Origin of the sequence: Rhodococcus sp. BL-253-APC-6A1W, from assembly GCF_012843405.1 — a bacterium.
Classification (GTDB): Bacteria; Actinomycetota; Actinomycetes; order Mycobacteriales; family Mycobacteriaceae; genus Rhodococcus.
Genome location: NZ_JABAFB010000001.1, coordinates 143055 through 161980 on the forward strand (window position 1 = coordinate 143055; position 18926 = coordinate 161980).

20 protein-coding genes and 1 pseudogene are annotated in these 18926 nt (G+C 66.9%); 16 read left to right on the plus strand and 5 right to left on the minus strand.

Translation table 11 applies throughout. The features are described 5' to 3' along the window. Positions 1–36 precede the first annotated feature (36 nt). The 9 genes from HF877_RS00490 to HF877_RS00530 all read left to right on the plus strand — a co-directional run bounded on the left by HF877_RS00490 (position 37) and on the right by HF877_RS00530 (position 8767). Positions 37–981, plus strand: coding sequence for a hypothetical protein (locus HF877_RS00490; RefSeq protein ID WP_169619022.1), 945 nt, complete (start codon positions 37–39; stop codon positions 979–981). A 29-nt stretch (positions 982–1010) separates the two neighbouring features. Beyond that, entirely contained in the window at positions 1011–1679 is a 669-nt protein-coding gene (locus tag HF877_RS00495) for a hypothetical protein (RefSeq protein WP_169619576.1), read from the plus strand. A gap of 332 nt (positions 1680–2011) precedes the next feature. After that, a complete protein-coding gene (locus HF877_RS00500) occupies positions 2012–3475 on the plus strand; it encodes an NAD(P)/FAD-dependent oxidoreductase (RefSeq protein WP_346765041.1) in 1464 nt (487 codons plus the stop codon). Between the two features lie 58 nt (positions 3476–3533). After that, complete coding sequence (locus HF877_RS00505; RefSeq protein WP_169619026.1) at positions 3534–4319, plus strand: SDR family oxidoreductase; 786 nt, start codon at positions 3534–3536, stop codon at positions 4317–4319. 117 nt (positions 4320–4436) lie between these two features. Then, the gene (locus tag HF877_RS00510) at positions 4437–5051 is read left to right on the plus strand and encodes a LemA family protein (protein ID WP_346765026.1); all 615 of its coding nucleotides are present in this window, start codon (positions 4437–4439) and stop codon (positions 5049–5051) included. Between the two features lie 108 nt (positions 5052–5159). Next, on the plus strand, positions 5160–5699 hold the full coding sequence (gene pyrE, locus HF877_RS00515; RefSeq protein ID WP_169619028.1) for an orotate phosphoribosyltransferase: 540 nt from the start codon (positions 5160–5162) through the stop codon (positions 5697–5699). A gap of 4 nt (positions 5700–5703) precedes the next feature. Beyond that, the gene (gene galT, locus HF877_RS00520) at positions 5704–6855 is read left to right on the plus strand and encodes a galactose-1-phosphate uridylyltransferase (RefSeq protein ID WP_169619029.1); all 1152 of its coding nucleotides are present in this window, start codon (positions 5704–5706) and stop codon (positions 6853–6855) included. Next, positions 6852–7985, plus strand: a complete 1134-nt coding sequence (gene galK / locus HF877_RS00525) for a galactokinase (protein ID WP_169619031.1) — start codon at positions 6852–6854, stop codon at positions 7983–7985. Before galT ends, galK begins: the two co-directional genes overlap by 4 nt. Before the next feature lie 53 nt (positions 7986–8038). After that, the gene (locus HF877_RS00530; RefSeq protein WP_169619033.1) at positions 8039–8767 is read left to right on the plus strand and encodes a lysoplasmalogenase family protein; all 729 of its coding nucleotides are present in this window, start codon (positions 8039–8041) and stop codon (positions 8765–8767) included. 5 nt (positions 8768–8772) lie between these two features. Here HF877_RS00530 and HF877_RS00535 read toward each other — a convergent pair. After that, positions 8773–9581 (minus strand): IS5 family transposase gene (locus HF877_RS00535; RefSeq protein ID WP_169619578.1). Its coding sequence is split into 2 segments (ribosomal slippage): positions 8773–9242 and positions 9242–9581, totalling 810 coding nucleotides; the frame shifts between segments, so codons are not numbered across the junction. Between the two features lie 215 nt (positions 9582–9796). Between HF877_RS00535 and HF877_RS00540 the strand changes: the two are divergent. Next, a pseudogene (locus HF877_RS00540) lies at positions 9797–9925 on the plus strand (IS481 family transposase); the annotation flags it as partial. A 248-nt stretch (positions 9926–10173) separates the two neighbouring features. Here the strand turns inward: HF877_RS00540 and HF877_RS00545 are convergent. Together HF877_RS00545 and HF877_RS00550 are read right to left on the minus strand one after the other, a co-directional pair. After that, positions 10174–10824 (minus strand): response regulator transcription factor, encoded by a 651-nt coding sequence (locus HF877_RS00545; RefSeq protein ID WP_346765042.1) that lies wholly within the window; start codon positions 10822–10824, stop codon positions 10174–10176. Positions 10825–10829: 5 nt separating this feature from the next. Next, the gene (locus tag HF877_RS00550; protein WP_059384584.1) at positions 10830–12164 is read right to left on the minus strand and encodes a sensor histidine kinase; all 1335 of its coding nucleotides are present in this window, start codon (positions 12162–12164) and stop codon (positions 10830–10832) included. A gap of 132 nt (positions 12165–12296) precedes the next feature. Here HF877_RS00550 and HF877_RS00555 point away from each other — a divergent pair, with 132 nt between their 5' ends. Genes HF877_RS00555 through HF877_RS00565 form a run of 3 tightly spaced genes read left to right on the plus strand, consistent with a single transcriptional unit; the run spans position 12297 to position 15347 of the window. Next, entirely contained in the window at positions 12297–13184 is an 888-nt protein-coding gene (locus HF877_RS00555; RefSeq protein WP_169619035.1) for an ABC transporter ATP-binding protein, read from the plus strand. Continuing rightward, positions 13181–14719 (plus strand): hypothetical protein, encoded by a 1539-nt coding sequence (locus HF877_RS00560; protein ID WP_145709434.1) that lies wholly within the window; start codon positions 13181–13183, stop codon positions 14717–14719. The genes HF877_RS00555 and HF877_RS00560 overlap by 4 nt, the downstream gene beginning before the upstream one ends. After that, complete coding sequence (locus tag HF877_RS00565; RefSeq protein WP_169619036.1) at positions 14706–15347, plus strand: hypothetical protein; 642 nt, start codon at positions 14706–14708, stop codon at positions 15345–15347. Before HF877_RS00560 ends, HF877_RS00565 begins: the two co-directional genes overlap by 14 nt. A 76-nt stretch (positions 15348–15423) precedes the next feature. Here HF877_RS00565 and HF877_RS00570 read toward each other — a convergent pair whose 3' ends face one another. Both HF877_RS00570 and HF877_RS00580 read right to left on the minus strand, forming a co-directional pair. Then, the gene (locus HF877_RS00570) at positions 15424–15636 is read right to left on the minus strand and encodes a hypothetical protein (protein ID WP_059384588.1); all 213 of its coding nucleotides are present in this window, start codon (positions 15634–15636) and stop codon (positions 15424–15426) included. A 530-nt stretch (positions 15637–16166) separates the two neighbouring features. After that, the gene (locus HF877_RS00580; protein ID WP_059384589.1) at positions 16167–16718 is read right to left on the minus strand and encodes a helix-turn-helix domain-containing protein; all 552 of its coding nucleotides are present in this window, start codon (positions 16716–16718) and stop codon (positions 16167–16169) included. A gap of 81 nt (positions 16719–16799) precedes the next feature. On the opposite strand from HF877_RS00580, the gene HF877_RS00585 reads away from it, so the two are divergent. The 3 genes from HF877_RS00585 to HF877_RS00595 are packed head-to-tail and all read left to right on the plus strand — an operon-like array spanning position 16800 to position 18675. Further along, positions 16800–17165, plus strand: a complete 366-nt coding sequence (locus HF877_RS00585) for a hypothetical protein (RefSeq protein WP_059384590.1) — start codon at positions 16800–16802, stop codon at positions 17163–17165. Then, positions 17162–17881 carry an ATP-binding cassette domain-containing protein gene (locus tag HF877_RS00590; RefSeq protein WP_169619037.1) on the plus strand — a complete coding sequence of 240 codons (720 nt, stop codon included), beginning with the start codon at positions 17162–17164 and terminating at the stop codon, positions 17879–17881. Before HF877_RS00585 ends, HF877_RS00590 begins: the two co-directional genes overlap by 4 nt. Beyond that, complete coding sequence (locus HF877_RS00595) at positions 17878–18675, plus strand: ABC transporter permease (RefSeq protein ID WP_059384592.1); 798 nt, start codon at positions 17878–17880, stop codon at positions 18673–18675. Before HF877_RS00590 ends, HF877_RS00595 begins: the two co-directional genes overlap by 4 nt. Positions 18676–18926 lie beyond the last annotated feature (251 nt).

Below are 18926 nucleotides of genomic sequence, written 5' to 3' on the forward strand. Positions count from 1 at the left end.
CTACCGGAAACGCGCACGCCTACTGTGGGAGGGGTTATGACACAGCCGCATGATCCGCGCACGCCGCAGGAGCGGGCCTACGCACTCGACGAGTCGCAAAACGGTGCAGCCCCCGAGTCGCAAGATGCTGCGCCGCACGACGAGTCGCAGCAGGACCGGGCGCCCGAGAATGCAGCACACGACGACACCCGTGTGCTGCACACCGACGATCCCACCGCCGCGTACGGGACGCCTGTCACCAACCCGACCCTCGTGTATCCGGAACCCGGTCCGTATGCCGAGACCGCACAGGCCTACCAGCCGACACAGGGTTATCCGCCGATGCAGGGATACCAGCCGACGCAGAGCTATCCGCCGGTGCAGGGTTACCCACCCTCGCAGCCGTACCAGCCGACGCAGGCGTTCGCGCAACCTCAGCACCAGCCGCCCGGCGGCTACCCGCCGAACGTGTCGCCTCCCGACGGTCCGTACGCACCCGCGGAACCGCCGAAGTCACCCCGGGGCCCGCGCTGGGGGCTCCTGCTCCTCGCTGCTGCGGTCCTCATCGTGCTCGGCGGCACCGCGGGGTTCCTCCTCAGCCGTAGCGAGACGTCCGATTCGGCCACCGGCACCCGCCCGTTCACCACTCCCGCGCCTACCGCGCCGGTATCGCCGGGCCCGTCTCCGGACGCGACGCCTTCACAACCGCTCGACGAGCTTCCCGGTGGTCTCGGTGAGATCATCGGTGACTCCGGCGCAGTGGTCGGTACGGTCACCGCGAACGACGGTGGGAGCATCACGATCAGTGGCATCGGCGGATCACTCGTCACGGTGCTGCTCACTCCGGACACCGAGATCATCACGCTCTCGGGAGACGACCCGTCCGCGCTGGTGGTCGGCTCGGCCGTGATCGCGACCGGCACGCCCGTCGAATCCGGCCGGATGACCGCCGACACCGTCGTCAGCGCGTCGATACCGTCGTTCGACGGTCCGGGTCGCTGACACGCTAGGCTTTCGTGTCGATGACGTTCATGTGGTTTGCTCTCGCCGCGGTCGCGCTGCTCGGTGCGCTCGCGCTGCTCTACGTCGACCGGACCCGGCGCGAGCAGTCCGGGCGCGTACGCGAAATCTGGGCACGGGCGCAGGGCTACAAGTACAGCTCCTCGGACGACCAGTTGCCGTCGCACTGGCACCGTGCCGCGCTCGCCAAGCAGGAATACCTCGGCGCCATCGATGTGGTGCGCGGCGTCCGGCGCGGCGAGAACTTCACCTTGTTCGACATCGAAGAAACCGCGACGATCATCGCGGTGCGCCGCAAGGTGGGTTCGGACGTCGACATCGATCTGCGGCTGAAGTCGACGCCGCCCCCGAAAGACGCGGACATGAACCTGCTCGGTTCGATCGGACCCCGCATCGTGTTCGCCACCGATCTGGAGATCGCGCGGCGCGTGTGCGACCAGCGCATGGTCTCGTTCACGCAGTCCATCCCCGACCACGTGCAGATGCTGTGGAGCGAAGGCGAGTGGACCCTGGGATCCATTCCCGTGGGCAGCACCGGACGCGAATGGGACTCGGCCATCGAGACCGTCGCCCGGTTGTCGGGGATTCTGCACGTGCTTCCGCCCCCTGCCGGACCGTCGGAATCCGGGGAGCCTGCGCGCAGCGAGCACGACCCGGGCCGCCCGTCCACCCATCGCTGACATCTCTCGGCAGCCGGTGCCGCCGCGACGACACGCCGCATCTGTGCAGCACTGACTCGTGCCGTACCGGCCGGACCAGGGCCTTGGTGCGCTGGGACGATCGACGGCTCGCCAGGGTGCGGGGACACACAGGGTTCGGGGACACAGCGGGACGCGATTCAGCTCACATCCGGTGACGAATGTTGCATGATGACAGCACCGGGGGGCGTCTCGATCAGGAGGTCCACGTGACCGACAGTTCCCCCACGGATGACACCCCGAACACGACCGCGAGCGCCGACGCGGCCGCAGCGCCGGCCGGCTCACCGGCAACCGACGGCCACCTCCACGACGTGATCATCATCGGGGCGGGACTGTCGGGCATCGACTGCGCCTACCGGATCCTCGAGCACAATCCCGGCTGCGACTACCTGGTCCTCGAGCGCAGGCAGCGCGTCGGCGGGACCTGGGATCTGTTCCGTTATCCAGGCGTGCGGTCCGACAGTGACATCTACTCGCTCAGTTATCCGTTCGAGCCGTGGGCGAAGCCGGGCGCACTGGCCGAAGGTGCCGACATCAGGGACTACATCGAGCAGACCGCTCGCAAGTTCGGCATCGCCGACCACATCCGCTTCGAGCACCACGTGCTGACCGCCGACTGGGACTCGGGCACCGACACCTGGACGTTGGGCGTCGAGGTCGGTGAGGGTGCCGAGAAGTGTCACGAGACCTACCGGTGCCGGTTCGTCGTCTTCGCGACCGGCTACTACGACTACGACCAGCCGTACACCCCGAGGTTCGCCGGGACAGAAGACTTCACGGGTCCGATCGTGCATCCACAGCACTGGCCGGAGGACCTCGACTACCGGGGCAAGCGCATCGTCGTGATCGGCAGCGGCGCGACCGCGGTGAGTCTGATTCCCAACCTCACCGACCAGGCGGCGCACGTGACGATGCTGCAGCGCTCGCCCTCCTACATCTTCTCGGCCAAGCAGAAGCAATACCTCGTGCCCGTTGTCCGGAAGCTCCTGCCACCCGCGGCGGCGCACCGGGTGATCCGGTGGCGTTATGCGACGCAGACCGCGGCGATCGTGCACCTCACGCACCGTTTCCCGAAACTGGGCCGCAAGATGATCCGCGCGAACGTGGCGGCCAACCTGCCCGAGGACTATCCGGTCGACGTGCACTTCAACCCGAGCTACAACCCGTGGGACCAGCGCATGTGCATGGTTCCCGACGCCGACCTGTTCAACGGCATCACGGACGGCTCCATCGAGATGGTCACCGACCACATCGAACGCTTCGACGAGACCGGCGTGCGACTGACCTCCGGCCGGCACCTCGACGCCGACATCATCGTGACCGCAACCGGCCTGCAACTGCTCGGCTTCGGCGGGACGCGACTGGTGGTCGACGGCGACGAGCTGAAACCGCACGACCGTTTCGTTTTCAAGAGCCACCTGCTCGAGGACGTCCCCAATATCGCGTGGTCCGTCGGCTACACCAACGCCTCGTGGACACTGCGCGTGGATATGACCGCGCGTTCGGTCGCGAACCTCATCAGATACATGCGTGAGAACGGCTACACCCATGCCTATCCCCACCTGGGTGCCGAGCCGATGACCGCGCAACCACTGTGGGACCTCGAGGCCGGATACGTGGAACGCTCGCCGGACGCGCTGCCGAAGTCGGGAACTCGAGGGCATTGGCGGGTCCGTCACAATTACTACCGCGACGCCATCGACCACCGGATCAGTAGGGTCGAGGACTCGATGGTCTTCGGTTCGGTCGAACACTCGCAGGATCTCGTCGGGTGATCGATCCCCGCGGTCTGGCGGCGCGCTCATTCTTGCGCTCGCCGCTATTGTGGCGGCCATGACTTCAGCTTCGCGTCCCGTCGCGCTCGTGACCGGCCCCACCTCGGGAATCGGTGCAGGATTCGCGAGGACCCTCGCCGAACGTGGATACGACCTCGTCCTCGTCGCCCGTAACCGGTCCGCTCTCGACGACCTCGCTGCCGAACTGCAGCGCACCTCCGGCGCGTCCTCGGAAGTGCTGCCTGCCGACCTCGCGACGACGGAGGGGCGCGCTGCGGTAGCGGAGCGACTCGCCCGCGGAGTCGACATGCTGGTCAACAACGCCGGCTTCGGAACCACGGGCGAATTCTGGACCGCCGATCCTCAGTTGCTGCAGGCGCAACTCGACGTGAACGTCACCGCGGTCGTCCAGCTCACGCGTGCGGCGTTGCCGCCCATGATCGCCGCGGGCAGGGGCGATGTCATCAACGTCGCGAGTGTCGCGGGCCTGGTGCCCGGGCGCGGGTCCACCTATTCGGGGAGCAAGGCGTACGTCGTCTCGTTCACCGAAGGGCTCGCCGGGGGACTTCTCGGCACGGGCGTACGGGCACAGGCGCTGTGCCCCGGGTTCGTGCGTACCGAGTTCCATCAGCGCGCGGGGATCGACATGTCGTCCACCCCGGGTGTGCTGTGGCTGGACGTGGACAAGGTGGTGCGCACGTCGCTCGCCGACCTCGAATCCGGCAAGGTGCGGAGCATCCCGGGCATCCAGTACAAGGCCCTCGCCACCGCCGGGCGACTCGTGCCGCAGAACCTGGTGCGCAAGATCGCCGCGCGTCTGGGCAACGGCCGCGGGCGGACGTAGCCGGCCTACTCCCGCCGGGCGGAAACAGACCCGGGAAGATCACGGTACGGACACGCGGGGGATGACACGCGGGATCCCTCTGTCGCACCACCCACCCACGTCGGTACATTCCTCGACGTGACCTCTGTGGCTCTGGTGATTGTTGTGGCTTCTGTGGCAGCACTGCTGCTCTGGATACGCGCAGGTGTGCAGCGCCTCCGCACGCTGTTCGCCCGTTATCGCGACAGCCTGCGTCTGCTCCGCGACGAACTCGACGACCGCTACGACCTCATCCCCACCCTCATCGCCGCGTCGGCAGGAGCGGGCGTCGACCGCGCACTGCTCCGGCCCGTCGTCGGTGCCCGTTCGCTCGCCATCGAGATGCGCGACCAGCGTCTCGGGCTCGCCGAGCGTGCCGCCGCCGAGAACACGCTGTCTGCGGCGCTGCACGACCTGCTCGGCGGTCTCGACGGCGTCACCCACTGGCCGTTCGTGCGCGTCGCCCGCGAACTGGACGTGCGGGAGCAACGCATCACCGGCGCCGTGCGCGTCTTCAACGACATCGGCACCACCTTGAACGACGCGGTCGGCCGGTTCCCCACGTCGATCTACGCCAAGATCGGGGCCGTCGGTCCCGTCCCGCTCTTCGAAGCACCCGCTCCGGTCGCGGCTCCGGAAACCGACGGCTCGGCCGTCGAGGCCGGAGTGCTCGCACCGAAGCCCGGCACCGGTTCCGATCCCGTCGCCGCCTGACCGCCGGGCGGGCGACTAGGCTCGTTGCCGACGCAGCGCTGCCAACCGGGCGGCCGCGCAGACGCGGACGCGACGAACGGCCGCGCGAGACGACGATGAGGAACGCGAATGAGTGACCGTGACGAACTGGCAGCACTGGTACGTGAGCTGGCGGTGGTGCACGGCCGGGTGACGTTGTCGTCCGGCAAGGAAGCCGATTACTACGTCGATCTGCGTCGCGCGACTCTCCATCACCGCGCGGCTCCGCTGATCGGCACGCTGCTGCGTGAACTCGTCGCCGACTGGGACTTCGACGCCGTCGGTGGGCTGACCATGGGCGCCGACCCCATCGCGATGGCCGTCATGCACGCCCCGGGGCGCCCCATCGACGCGTTCGTGGTCCGTAAGGCCGCAAAGGCACACGGGATGCAGCGTCAGATCGAAGGACCGGATGTGACCGGAAAGCGCGTCCTCGTCGTGGAAGACACCACCACCACCGGTAACTCCCCGCTCACGGCGGTCAAGGCTCTGCGCGACGCCGGCGCGGTGGTAGTGGGCGTCGCGACCGTTGTCGATCGTGCGACCGGCGCCGACCAGGTCATCGCCGCCGAGGGCGTCGAGTACCGGTCGCTGCTCGGACTCGCCGACCTGGGTCTGGCCGACGGGTAACCCCGTGGCGGCGCGGGTCCGGCAGACCGTGACGCGGCTCGCGGACGGCCGCGAGCTGATCTACTTCGACGACACCGAGCCGTTCGTATCCGGGGCCGCGACCCGCGAAACCCGGGACAGGCGAGTGCTTCCGGCGGTCGCGGCGACGTCGGAGTTGCGCCGCGACCCGCTCACCGGCGAGTGGGTCACCTTCGCCGCTCATCGCATGGACCGCACCTTTCTTCCGGCGGTCGCCGAATGCCCGCTGTGCCCGAGCAGGCCCGGAACGGCCACCGAGATCCCCGCAGACGACTACGACGTCGTCGTGTTCGAAAACCGTTTCCCCGCGCTCGGAGCCGACAGCGAACTGCCGGGCACCGAATCGTCCGGCGCCGATGCAGACGGCACCGATGCAGACGGTGCCGACCGACTGTGGTCGCGCCGGCCCGCGGGTGGGCGCTGCGAGGTCGTGGCGTTCACCGCCGACCACGACGCCACCTTCGCCGGCCTGGACGCCGAGCGCGCCCGCACCGTCGTCGATGTGCTCGCTGCGCGGACTGCCACCCTGTCGGCCCTATCGGGAGTGCGGCAGGTGTTCTGTTTCGAGAACCGCGGCGCCGAAATCGGTGTGACACTCCAGCACCCACACGGCCAGATCTACGCCTACCCCTTCCTGCCACCCCGCACCACAACGCTCGTCGCGCGTGCCCGGGAACACCGCGCGCGAACGGGGCGGTCATTGCAGCGCGACGTGCTCGACGCCGAACGTCGTGTGGGTACGCGCGTGGTGTGGTCGGGCACCGCATGGACCGCGTATGTGCCTGCCGCGGCGCGCTGGCCGATCGAAGTGCACCTCGCGCCGCACCGCGACGTCCCGGACCTCACTGCGCTCGACGAGACCGAACGCGACGAACTCGCGGTGCTGCTGCGCGACATGCTCGGTCGCGTCGACCGCTTCTTCGACGGTGTCGACCGCGTTCCGTATATCGCCGCGTGGCACCAGGCACCGATCGGTGACGACCGTGAACACGGCCGGCTGTTCTGCCAGATCTTCTCGGTGCGCCGCGCTGCCGACAAGCTCAAGTACCTGGCGGGGTCGGAGTCTGCGATGGGGGCGTGGATCAGTGACACGACGCCGGAGCGCATCGCGGCGCGACTGCGGGAGGTGGGCCCGTGACGGTGTGTGACGACGCGGCACGCGCATTCACCGAGTCGTTCGGAGGTGAACCGGACGGTGTGTGGTGCGCGCCGGGCCGGGTCAACATCATCGGCGAGCATGTCGATTACGCGGGTGGGCTGTGCCTTCCCATCGCGCTGCTGCAGATCACCGCGGCTGCGGTACGCCGCCGCACCGACGGCCGGGTACGCATGGTCAGCGCGGGGTTCGATCGGGTCGAGATCGACCTGGCGCCGCTGCACGGGAGCACGCGGGTGGCGGGATGGGCCGCATATGTGGTGGGTGTCGTGTACGCACTCGACCCGCCGGGATGCGAGGGACTCGACATCGCGATCGCGTCGAATGTGCCTGTGGGCGCGGGGTTGTCGTCGTCCGCGGCTCTCGAGGCCTCAGTGGCGCTGGCGGCCGCCGAGCTCTTCGGGCTGCCCACCGACGACGCGGGCCGCGACCGGCTTGCCCGCGCGTGCGTGGTCGCGGAGAACGACTATGCCGGAGCGCCGACAGGCGGGATGGACCAGCAGATCGCGCTGCGTGGACGCGCGGGCCATGCCTTGCTGCTGGACTGCGCGGACGGCACCGTCGAACATGTTCCGTTCGATCCCGAGGCGCAAGGGATGACGATTCTCGTCGTCGACACCCGCACCGCGCACCGTCTCGTCGACGGGCAGTACGGCGATCGTCGCCGGGCCGTGGACGACGCCGCACGGATGCTGGGAAGCGCCTTGCGTGACGCTCCCTCCGTCGACGGACTCGAGGACCCGGTACTGCGCCGGCGTGCCCGGCATGTCGTCACGGAGATCGGCCGGGTACGCGGCGCCGCCGACGCTCTGCGGGCCGGGCGGGTCCAGGATCTCGGAGCTGTGCTCGATGCGTCGCACCGGTCGTTGCGCGACGACTTCGAGGTCAGTTGCCTCGAACTCGACACCACGGTCGAGGCCGCGCGACGCGCAGGCGCACTGGGAGCGCGGATGGTCGGTGGAGGATTCGGCGGGTCGGCGATCGTGCTGTGTGAACTCACGCGCGTCGCGGCGATCGAAGCGGCGGTCACCGAGGCCGCGGCCCGACACGGGTTCCCCGCCCCGGGTTTCCTGCGGGCCGCACCGGCCGGCGCCGCACACCGCTGCCGCTGAGGCACGCGGGACGCGACACGGACGAGCAGTCGCCGGCAGGTACTGTGCCGCCCATGAGTTGGTTCAGTCGCCGCCCGTGGGGCGCAGAGCACGTGGTTCTCGCGGCGGCGACCGCCGTCACCGTCGCCGGCGCGGTACTCGACCGGGAAAGCCTGCAACGCGTCGCGAAACCGCTGATCGGACCGGCCCTCGCGGTGCGCGTGCTGCGGCGTGCCCGCGACACCGAGCGTGTCGACACCGCGTTGCTGCTCACGGGTCTGGCCGCCGCAACCCTCGGCGACGTGTTCATGATCCGCTCCGATGAGGATCGCCGGATCCTGCGTGGTGCGGGCTCGTTCGCGGTGATGCAGGCGGCGTACTCGACGGTGCTCGCACGGCACGGTGCCCGGGTGACCAAGAGCGTCGCGTTGCAGCGGGCGGGTGCCTTGACCGGTGCCGCAGGACTGCTGGGCACCCGCAGCCGCGGGGTCGCTGTACCGCTGACCGGTTACGGCGCGGTACTCGGCACCACCGCGACCCTCGCCGGCGATCCGTCTCTGGCTCCGGGGGCGCCGCGGCGGGCGGGGCTACCGGTGCCGGGTTCCGACCGCCGCAGCTGGCTCGGGCTGGGCGGACTGGTCTTCACGGTGTCCGACGGGACGATCGTGCTGCGTCGCACGGTGCTGTCGGGCGAGCGGGCACGGACCGCTGCAGAGGGCGTCGTGCTGGTGACGTACGTGGCCGCTCAGGTGTTGCTCGTCGAGGGAATGCTCGCGCTCGCGCGCCGAACTTCCGCTTACTGACCGTTTCAGAATGACTTCCGTAGTCGTCTCAAACAGATGATGCTGCAAGCAAGTTCGAGTAGTCCCTGGTGGAGGTCCGCACGTACCTCGGAGCGGACGCGCAGGCGTTTGAACTGGTGCAGCCAGGCGAAAGTGCGCTCGACCACCCAGCGGACCTTGCCCAGACCGGACCCGTGCGCGACGCCGCGGCGCGCGATCTTCGGCGTGATCCCGTGCCGGTGCAGCAGAGCGCGGTACTTGTCGTAGTCGTAGCCACGGTCGGCGAACAACCGGCGCGGGCGACGCCGCGGTCTGCCTCGTCGGCCGCGGATGTGGGGGATCGCCTCGACGAGCGGCAACAGTTGGGTGACGTCGTGCCGGTTTCCGCCAGTCAGCGTCACCGCCAGGGGTGTGCCGTGCCGGTCGACGAGGACGTGATGTTTGCTGCCCGGACGGCCCCGATCGACCGGTGACGGACCCGTATGAGCCCCCCTTTGAGGGCTCGCACGTGCGAGCCGTCGACCGCGACGTCGTCCATGTCCAGCAGCTTCGCGGTGCGAAGCTCGGAGAGCAGCAGAGTGTGCAGCCGCGGCCACACCCCGGCCTCGGTCCATTCCCGCAGCCTGCGCCAGCAGGTGATGCCGCTGCATCCGATCTTCTCTGCCGGCACATCGCGCCAGCTCACATTGGTGCGCAGGACGAACAGGATGCCATCGAGTGCGACACGATCGTCGATGGGTTTGCGTCCCGGGAAGCGGGAACGGCGCGCAGGGCGAGGCGGCAGCAAGGGCGCTATTCGCTCCCACAGATCGTCAGCAACAAGATCATCAGCCACATGGGCACTCTGCCCGACGTAGATGGTGCATACATCGCCGACCCACACCATAGGCTGCTCGTCGTGAGCCACCACGACCTCGACCCGCACACGCTCCGGCGGATCCTGCCCGCCGCGGACAGCGACGACGTGCACCGGCTGGCGACCTCGACTCCACCCACCTCCATAGAGCGTCAGTGGAATCGACTGCGCCCGCTACTGACGCGGCGGACGTCCGCACTCTGGCCGACGGGTGGGCCTACGCACGCTTTTACGAATCAACCGCGCGCCGCAACGCTGCCCTGCCCGGCTGGCTGCACTTCTACAATCACCACCGAGCCCTTTCCGCCATCGGCGGCCAGCCGCTAGTCACCAGACAACGTCGCTGGACATCGTATGATGGACGCCGTCAGCTCCGTGGGTGTGTCGTCCGGGACGAGGTAGCCCGCGCCAGGGATGGTCTCGAAGCGTGCTACGGGGATCTGTGCCGCAAGCTGCGCCCCTTGGCTGCAGGCATCAGATGTCATCGCCGGCTCGTCTGCGCATACGCAGGCGAGCCCCGGACGGTAGACCGGGCATCAACACATCGGATGATTCGGGCGTCGGATGTGTCTCAGCCGAGCTCGTGCCGGCGTAGATACGCGAGGACGGCCAGCACCCGACGATTCGTGTCGTCGGTCGGCGGCAGCACCAGTTTGTTAAAGATGTTGCCGACATGCTTGCCGACCGCCGATTCGGTGATGAACAACTGTGCGGCGATCGCCGCATTCGAATGTCCCTCTGCGATCGAGGCGAGCACCTCGCGTTCGCGCGGCGACAACTGCGCCAACGGATCCCGCCGGCGACGGAACAACTGCTGTATGACCATCGGATCGATCACAGTGCCACCGGCAACCACTTGACGCAGAGTGGAGACGAACTCCTCGACATCGACGATGCGATCCTTCAGCAGATAGCCGACCCGCCCACCTTCCGCACCCATGAGTTCGTCGGCGTAACTCAATTCGACATACTGGCTCAACGCCACCACGGCAAGCCCCGGATAGGTTCGTCGCAGTGCCACTGCTGCGCGCAACCCCTCGTCGGTGAAACCCGGCGGCATCCGCACATCGGTCACGACGAGGTCCGGACGGTTCTCGGCGACAGCCGATTCCAAGTTCACGGCATCGGGGACCGCAGCCACGACCTCGAACCCGAATCGTTCGAGCATCGCGGCGAGGCTTTCGCGCAGCAGTGCACCATCCTCGGCGAGGACCACTCGCACGGCAGTCAGTTCTCGATCCACGGCAACTCCACACGGACAACGGTGGGCCCGCCAGGCGGGCTGGACAGCAGCATTCTGCCGTCGACCGCCGCGACCCGGTCGGCCAGGCCCGTCAGACCGCTCCCTCGTTCCGGATCCGCACCACCGCAGCCGTCGTCCACGATCTCAACGACCAGCAGATTCCCGGCGCGTCGGACAGCCACTGCGACGGCCGTCGCATCCGCATGCTTGGCGACGTTGTTGAGCGCCTCGACCACGACGAAGTACGCTGCGACCTCGACATCCCGGGCGGGGCGGGATGGGATGTCCGCGGTGACGCCGACCGGGGCCATGAAGTCTTCGGCCAGCGCACGCAACGCGTCGGGCAGGCCACGGTCGGTGAGGACCCTCGGGTGGATTCCCCGAATGAGTTGCCGCAGTTCCGCCATCAATTCCTTGGCCTGGTCATGCGCCTGCGACACGCTTTTCGCGGCTGCGGAATCTGGTGGGAGGTCGAGTTTGGCCATGCCCAACTGCAAGGTGAGGTTGACGAGCAGCGACTGTGCGCCGTCGTGCAGGTCGCGCTCGATCCTGCGACGTTCCGCCTCGAAGGCATCGACCAACCGGGCCCGGGACCGGGACACCTCCACAAGTCGTGCACGAAGCGCGTCCGGGTCGTCGCCGCACAACAACGACCGGGCGAGCGCACCGTGCAGTCCCGCGATCAGAGCACTCACATACGGGATCGCGGGCAGCAGAAGCACACCTGCGATCGCGTAGGGGACGGCCTGGTCGACCGCCGTGATCTGGCTGAAGCCGAGCGCCACCGCTTCGTCACCGTCACCCACCACCAGGGGGCTGATCACCATCACCACGATGAGCCCGGTGATCACCGCAGCCAGGAACAACAACGCGGGCACCAGCGTGAGCAGCAGGAACGCATAGCCGAGCCCCCTCCATGTCGCGGACTCGGTGTAGCGGGTGCGCACCCAGGGCCACAGGCCCGCGGAGGGAGGAGCGCGGTGCGCCGAGAGCGCCCGATCCCTGCTCACCAGACGCAGCCGCATCCGTTCCAGGGTCGCCAGCGGTATCGCCACCAGCGGGCCGAGCCCGAACACCAGCGCCGCGCCGAGAACACCGAGGAACAGCACCCGGCCGAGCGGCTGCGGATACATGCCGTCGCCCGCCCACACGATCAGGACGAGCCACGGGACGCAGAACGCCGCGAACGGCAACGCGACCATGCACACCACCGGGACGGTGGTCAGCACGTGACCCAGCGACCGCCACGGCCACTCGGTCAGCAGAAAGCGCCGCCGTGTGATCGCGGTGAGCACCGTGGTCGGTTCATTGGAGGACACCGAGTGAGCCTACCGACGCGGCCGCTGCTTCGGGATGAGGTGGAGTGCAGCCGAAAGGTGGTGCTGGCACCACCTTCGATCCGCGGCGTGGACCCAGTGACCGCACCACCGGTCGAATGGTCAGCTGAAGTCATGCAACTGGAGCTGAACCACGTCACCAAAACCTATCGGGGTAAACAGGCTGTCACCGACGTCAGCCTGCGGGTCGGGCCCGGGGTTCTCGGCCTCCTCGGCCCCAACGGAGCCGGTAAGTCGTCGCTGCTACGCATTCTCTCCACAATCACCCGCCCGACCACCGGTACGGTCATGTGGAACGGGACCGACATCGTCGCTCGGCCGGAGCCGCTCCGACGCGTCCTCGGTTACCTCCCGCAGGATTTCGGCGTCTACCCGAATCTCAGTGCCGGAGAGTTCCTCCGGTATCTCGCCGCAGTGAAAGGTCTGACTTCGCGGTCGGCCAAGGAGCGGGTCGACGAGCTGCTCGAACTCGTCAACCTGACGGAGACGGGATCGCGGCCGGTGGGTACGTTTTCCGGCGGAATGCGCCAGCGTGTCGGTATCGCGCAGGCACTCCTGGGTGACCCCGAGCTTCTCATCGTCGACGAACCGACGGTCGGGCTGGACCCCGAGGAACGCATGCGGTTCCGCAACCTGCTCGGGGATCTGGCGAACGACCGGATCGTCATCCTGTCCACTCACATCGTGTCAGACATCGAATCGATCGCCGACGACATCGCGATCCTCACCGCCGGCGAACTACGTAGGCGCGGCACCCCCGAGGAGCTTCTCCGTTCCGCGGACGGTCTGGTGTGGGAAGCGATGGTTCCCGTCGATGCCGTGACCGAGATCCGGCAACGAGCGACGATAACCCGCACGGTCCGAACAGCACAGGGCGTGCGTGTCCGTGCGGTCGCCCATACACCTCCGATGCCGGGGGCTCGTCCTGTCGAACCCGATCTCGAAGACGCGTACGTCAACGCGGTCCACAGCCCGATGGCGCCCGCCGGGGTGATCCGATGACAGGCGCTGTCGCTGCCGTCGCGATGGCAGACTTCCGGGATCGTTCGCGGCGTCCCGCGTTCCTGGTGACGGTGCTCGGCGCTGTCGCACTCGGCTATGTGGCCGTCCCGCCTGTCTCTGCAACGTACGCGATGGTCAAGGTCGGATCGTTCCGGGGACTGTACGACAGCGCGTACATCGGCATGTTGCTCGCCATGATCGGCAGTTTGTGGTTGCCGCTGTTCGGGTTCTACGTCGTCCGCAGCAGCATCGCGCGCGACATTTTGACCAGCGTAGGCGAAACGCTTTCCGCCTCCCCGTTGCGCACGTCGATGTATCTGCTAGGCAAGTATCTGAGCAACCTGGCGGTGCTCGCGGCGATGGCTGCCGCACTCGCTCTGATCGCACCCGTGATGCAGCTTCTCCGCGGGGAATCCACTAGCCTCGACATGACGGCGCTCTGGCTTCCGATCGTGCTGTTCTGTCTTCCTGTCCTGACCGTGGCCGCAGCAGCCGCCGTCGTCTTCGAAACGGTCCCGCTCTTGCGAGGTGGTGCGGGAAACATACTGTGGTTCTTCGTGTATCCGTCGATGTTCCTCGCCGGGATTCCGCTGGTCTACGGATCAATTACCGCAGGGTTCCAGGCAGACCTGGCGACGCAGCACCCCGGCATGGATGACGAGATCTCAATCGGGTTCACCGCGGAACCGGGCGCACTCGGGCAGTTCACGTGGTCCGGGATGGACATCGACACGACTCTCGTCGCCGCGAGTGCGGGGTTGATTGCCGCCTCGACGATCGTCGCCATCCTTCCCTCCCTCTGGTTCGGCCGGTTCGATCCCGCACGGTGGCAACGCACTCCCTCGCATGTGTCTGCCGCACCTGCAACCGAAGCTCCCGTTGCGCCGGCGTTCTCGCAGAGCCCGCGAACGCTGTCGCCGGCCGAGCGTGGACAGTCGTTCCCGGGGTTGCTGCTCGGCGAGGTGCGCATTCATCTCGGAAGCGTGTCGCGGTGGTGGTGGCTCACACTCGCGATCGTGACGATCACAGCCCTCGCCGTTCCCGCTGATCGCGTCGGCACCGCACTGCTCTTCGCATGGTTGTTGCCGGTGCTGCTGTGGTCACGTCTCGGGACACTCACCTACGAACAAGGCGTCGCTCCCCTTGTGCAGTGCGGTGTCTCGTCTCGCATCAGACTCATCGCCGAGTGGGGTGCAGGCGTGCTTATTGCGGTCATCGCGGGTGTCGGCCCGCTGGTGAAGATGCTGCTTGCAGCGGACGCGACCGGAGTCGCCGCGTGGGTTGCGGGTGCGACGGTGATTCCTGCCCTTGCGCTTCTGATCGGGTCGATCGGCCGGACTGCACGCGTGTTCCAGGCCGTCTACCTGTTGATCTGGTACGCCGTACTCAACGGGGTCGCAGCGGTCGACGTCATGGGCGTGCTCCGCACCGATGGGTCACTCGGCGGCCCGTCCCCACTGTTGTCCTTCGGCGTCAGCGCCGTGCTGATCGCCGCCACAGTACTCGTTCAGGAGATTCGCCATGCCCGTCGTTGAAACCGCACCCCGGAAGTTCCGCGTCTCCGTCGGCGTTGCGGCACTGGCACTCTTGTCTGTAGCACTCACCGGCTGCACTGCCGATTCCACGAGTCACGAACAGCGGAATGACAGCTACAGCGGCGCCACGTCCGTCACACTCGATTTCGATGATGCGGGTGCCAAACAGTTCGGTGTCACCACCGCGGCCCTGAGCGCCCAGGTGATCGGCTCCGACCGCGACGACATCGAGATCCGACGTTCCTTCGAGTTCACCGACGGCGACAAGCCCGATGAACGCATCGACACCGACGGGTCCGGTCTGATTATCAGCGCGAGTTGCCCCGATAGATTTGCCGTCGGCAGCCCCACCTGCGTCGCCCGATACGAGATCGCCGTACCGTACGGGACTGTTGTCCAAGGGAATTCGAAGTTCGGCGATCTGACGGTGACCGACACCCGTGCCGCCGTCGATCTGAACTCCCGCTACGGTGACGTCACGCTGGTCACGGGCCCGGGCGGTTACGCGGTGGACGCCGTCTCGGCGACGGGCACAAGCACCATCGAGGTGCCGCAGGATCCCGCCGGGATCCCGGTGCGCCTACGGTCCGGAGATGGCGCCGTCTCCGCAATGACGGACCCTCGCTGAGACGAGAGCGAAGTACCCAGAGTGAATGCACACCTCGCAGGGACGGTTACTACCAGGCAGCCACTCGAGGTGTGTGTTATTCGTCGTCGTCGATCTCGCCGCGGGCCAACCACTGTGGGAGGAGCTGCTCAGGAGTATCGGCGTGAGGATGGGGTGGCTGTGGTGTCCGGGCGAGTAGTCGAATGACGGCAATCACCGCCAGGACGATTAACACCCAGAACGCGATCATCGCGAAGATCATGAGCGCGTAGCCCCACCCGTTCATGCTGTTGGCGTACCAGAACATCATCGGTGTGCCTCTGCATTGCGCCAGATTCGTCGCTCTTCAGGCAGCCCGCGCGATCGCGATTTTCACCCGGGTCCGGCGCACGAGTTCGGCGCGGCCGGCGACGGTGCCGCGAGACGGCCCACACCTGCTGCCTCAGCGATCGCATCGGGTGGCACGTCACTCGCGCCCGCTCTGCTTTCTGTTGATTGGCGTCCAAGTATGCCGAGGCGCTCTTTCAAGAACGCGATGTCGTTGTCCTGCTCGAACACCTGCTTGCGGAGACGGGCGAGCTCGGTGCCCACACGGGCGATGCTGCTGCAGCTCGGAGAGCATCTCGACATACCGCTTCGTGATCGGAACACGCTGTCGGCGTTGGTGACGAAGCGGACATCTCACCTGTCCCCGTACAGATGTCGTGGGAATCTGCGATAGGAGGCGCACACAGCCAATGGGCACACCGACCAGCACCAAAATATCGAAACGACCTGCAAAACAAGATGAAACACCTGATGAGTATCCAGACGCACCCTGACGAACCGTTGCGGGCAGATTCAATCGTCCTCGACGGTGATCGTTGGGGGACTGGGAATTACCGCGGTGGTCAAGGCGATGCGAGTGCGGTCCCCGCCGGAGTCGGTTTGGTACGGCGCGAGTAGCTCGGCGAGCCGTGTCTGGATCTGCGCGAGGTCGTCGGTGGTGACGTAGAGCGGTGTGGTGCCGAAACCCAAGTAATTCCGCAGGTTTCGATCCTCGTTCTCGATGAACGTGTCGAAACTCTCGCCGAGTGCGCTCAGGAAGGTCAGGAAGGCGTTTCGGAGTTCTGCGTCGCTCATCGCATTGAGATCGTCGTGCCCGACGTGTGCCATGCGTTCCCCGAGCGCGAGTGTTCGTTCAATGGTCCCGCGCACGCGGCGCTCGTCGACGACGGTGACGATCTCCGCGTCGATCAGTGCCGCCACGTGCCGGTAGAGCGTGGCCTGGGTGACGCTCGGCAGTGCCGCCCGGAGTTCGCCGGTCGTCAGCTGGCGACCTCCGAGCTGCTGCACAATCCGCAACCGAACAGGATGCAGTACGACGTCGGCAATTGTCGATTTGCTCGCCATCGCGACCTTTCGCCGTTGTTATCACTCTGATAATGTTCTCAACATCGATACGAGCTTACCGTCGACAGGAGACTTGACGCTATGGCGCAACCGATCTACGACGAAGCAGCCCTGCATCTGACCTTTTCTCGATGGGAAGCCCCGGTGGTCCGCTATTCCGCCATGGCTGTACCGCTGAACTCGATCTCGAGCGTCGAGGTGTTGCCGAGATGGACCTCGGAAACTCTCGGCATCAGATCCGGCCTGACAGTCTCCGGCTACCTGAAAGTCGGCACCTTCTTGCACCCCCGCGGCACCACTCGGCTGGTCTCGATGAAGCGTGGCCACCCGATATTGCGTGTCGGACTTCGTGGGCGCAAGGCCGATGAGAAGTTCGACGAATTGCTTCTCAGCAGCCCGGACGCATACGAGATCGCCGAAGCCCTCCGACTGGCCGGTGTGCGATGAAGGGCGTCTCCATCCAAGTCGACAGCCTCACAAAACGATTCGGTCGGGTAGAGGCAGTCGGCGACGTCACCTTCACGGCCCAACCGGGTCGGGTGACGGGTTTTCTCGGACCGAACGGCGCCGGCAAATCCACGACTTTAAGGATGCTGCTCGGACTGACCCGTCCGGACCGCGGTATTGCGCTGTTCGCCGGCATCGCCTACGGCGACCTTCCGTCCCCCACGCGAACCGTGGGCGCTGTACTGGACATCGCGTCGGCGCATCCTGCTACCACCGCCCGCAATCACCTCCGTACCTTCTGCGCCCTCGGCGGTCACCCGTCGGATCGAGTCGACGAGGTAATCGGAACGGTCGAACTGGACCGGTTCTCCGACCGACGCGTAGGCGGTTACTCCACGGGCATGCGACAGCGCCTCTCCCTCGCTACCGCGCTGCTGGGCGACCCGGACGTGCTCGTTCTCGACGAACCGTCCAACGGCCTCGACCCGGCGGGAATTGTGTGGCTACGTAACTTCCTTCGGGATTTCGCTGTCTCCGGCGGTACCGTCCTGATCTCCAGCCACGCCCTCGGTGAACTGCAGAACAGTATCGACGACGTGGTGCTCATCGACCACGGACAGATCGTCTGGACGGGCACCCTGCTCGAACTCACGACGCGAGGCGACACATTGGAAGAGGCATACCTCAGACTCATCGCCCGGGAGAGTGCGATATGAAGCGTGCCGTCCGCGGTGAACTCACGCGACTGTTCTCCACCCGTCTCCCCATGTGGGCACTGATTGCGGCCGTCGCGAGCGGCGCCGGACTCACAGGGCTGCTCGGTTTAGTGGGCCCGGAGAACGCATCGCCTCCGATGCCCGCTCTCGACACCTCGGAAGGTGTGGGAATCGCTATCGGCCTCGCTGGGCTGCTGCTGTTCGTACCCGCACTGTTCGGCACGGTAGCCATCACGAGCGAGTACCGCCACCAGACCATCGGCTCGACGTTCCTTGCGGTGCCTCGTCGCGGCAGGGTGCTCGGCGCAAAGCTGGCTGTCTACAGCGTATTTGGACTCGCTTACGGACTGCTGATGTCGTTGTCGTCGGCAATCGCCTTGTGGTCCGTCGCCACCATGCGCGGAATCACCCTCGGCGCCTCCGCCGGCGACCTGGTGACACTCCTTGCCCGCCTGGCTGTGGCCGCCGCAATCTACACGATGCTCGGCATGGGTATCGGTGCGCTGGCACGCAACCAGCTCGTGGCCGTGGGAGTCGCGCTCGGGTATTTCTATCTTGTTGAGCCTGCGCTCATGATCGTCCCGGGACTCGGTGCCTTCTATCCGTTCCTTCCTGGAGGCGCGACTGCTTCACTGATGGACTTCACGTTCCTCGCCGATACCGTCGCCCAGGAATCTTCGCTGGGAGTGCCCGCATTGCTCTCGCCGCTCGTGGGCGTGCTCGTGCTCCTCGGCTACGCGGCGGCTGCCTCGGTGGTAGCAGTGGTGTCGCCGCTTCGGCGGGATCTCGCGTAGCGTTGCCGCGCTGAGCAGTGCTGCGCGCGGTCCGGCGGGTCGGATACCGCCGGATTTACGCAGAACCGACCGATCTGGGGAACGCCCTCCCCGAGGACTCGCCCCGACTCGCTCAGCAAATCACCTCGATGCTGGCAACGGGCGGGCGGAAATGTGGGGAGTTCCAACCGAAAGCGGGCAGAAACCGTCGCGCTGCAGGGACAGTGTCCGGTGCAGCGCCGCCGCCAGAGGCCAGTTCACGGCTTCAACGT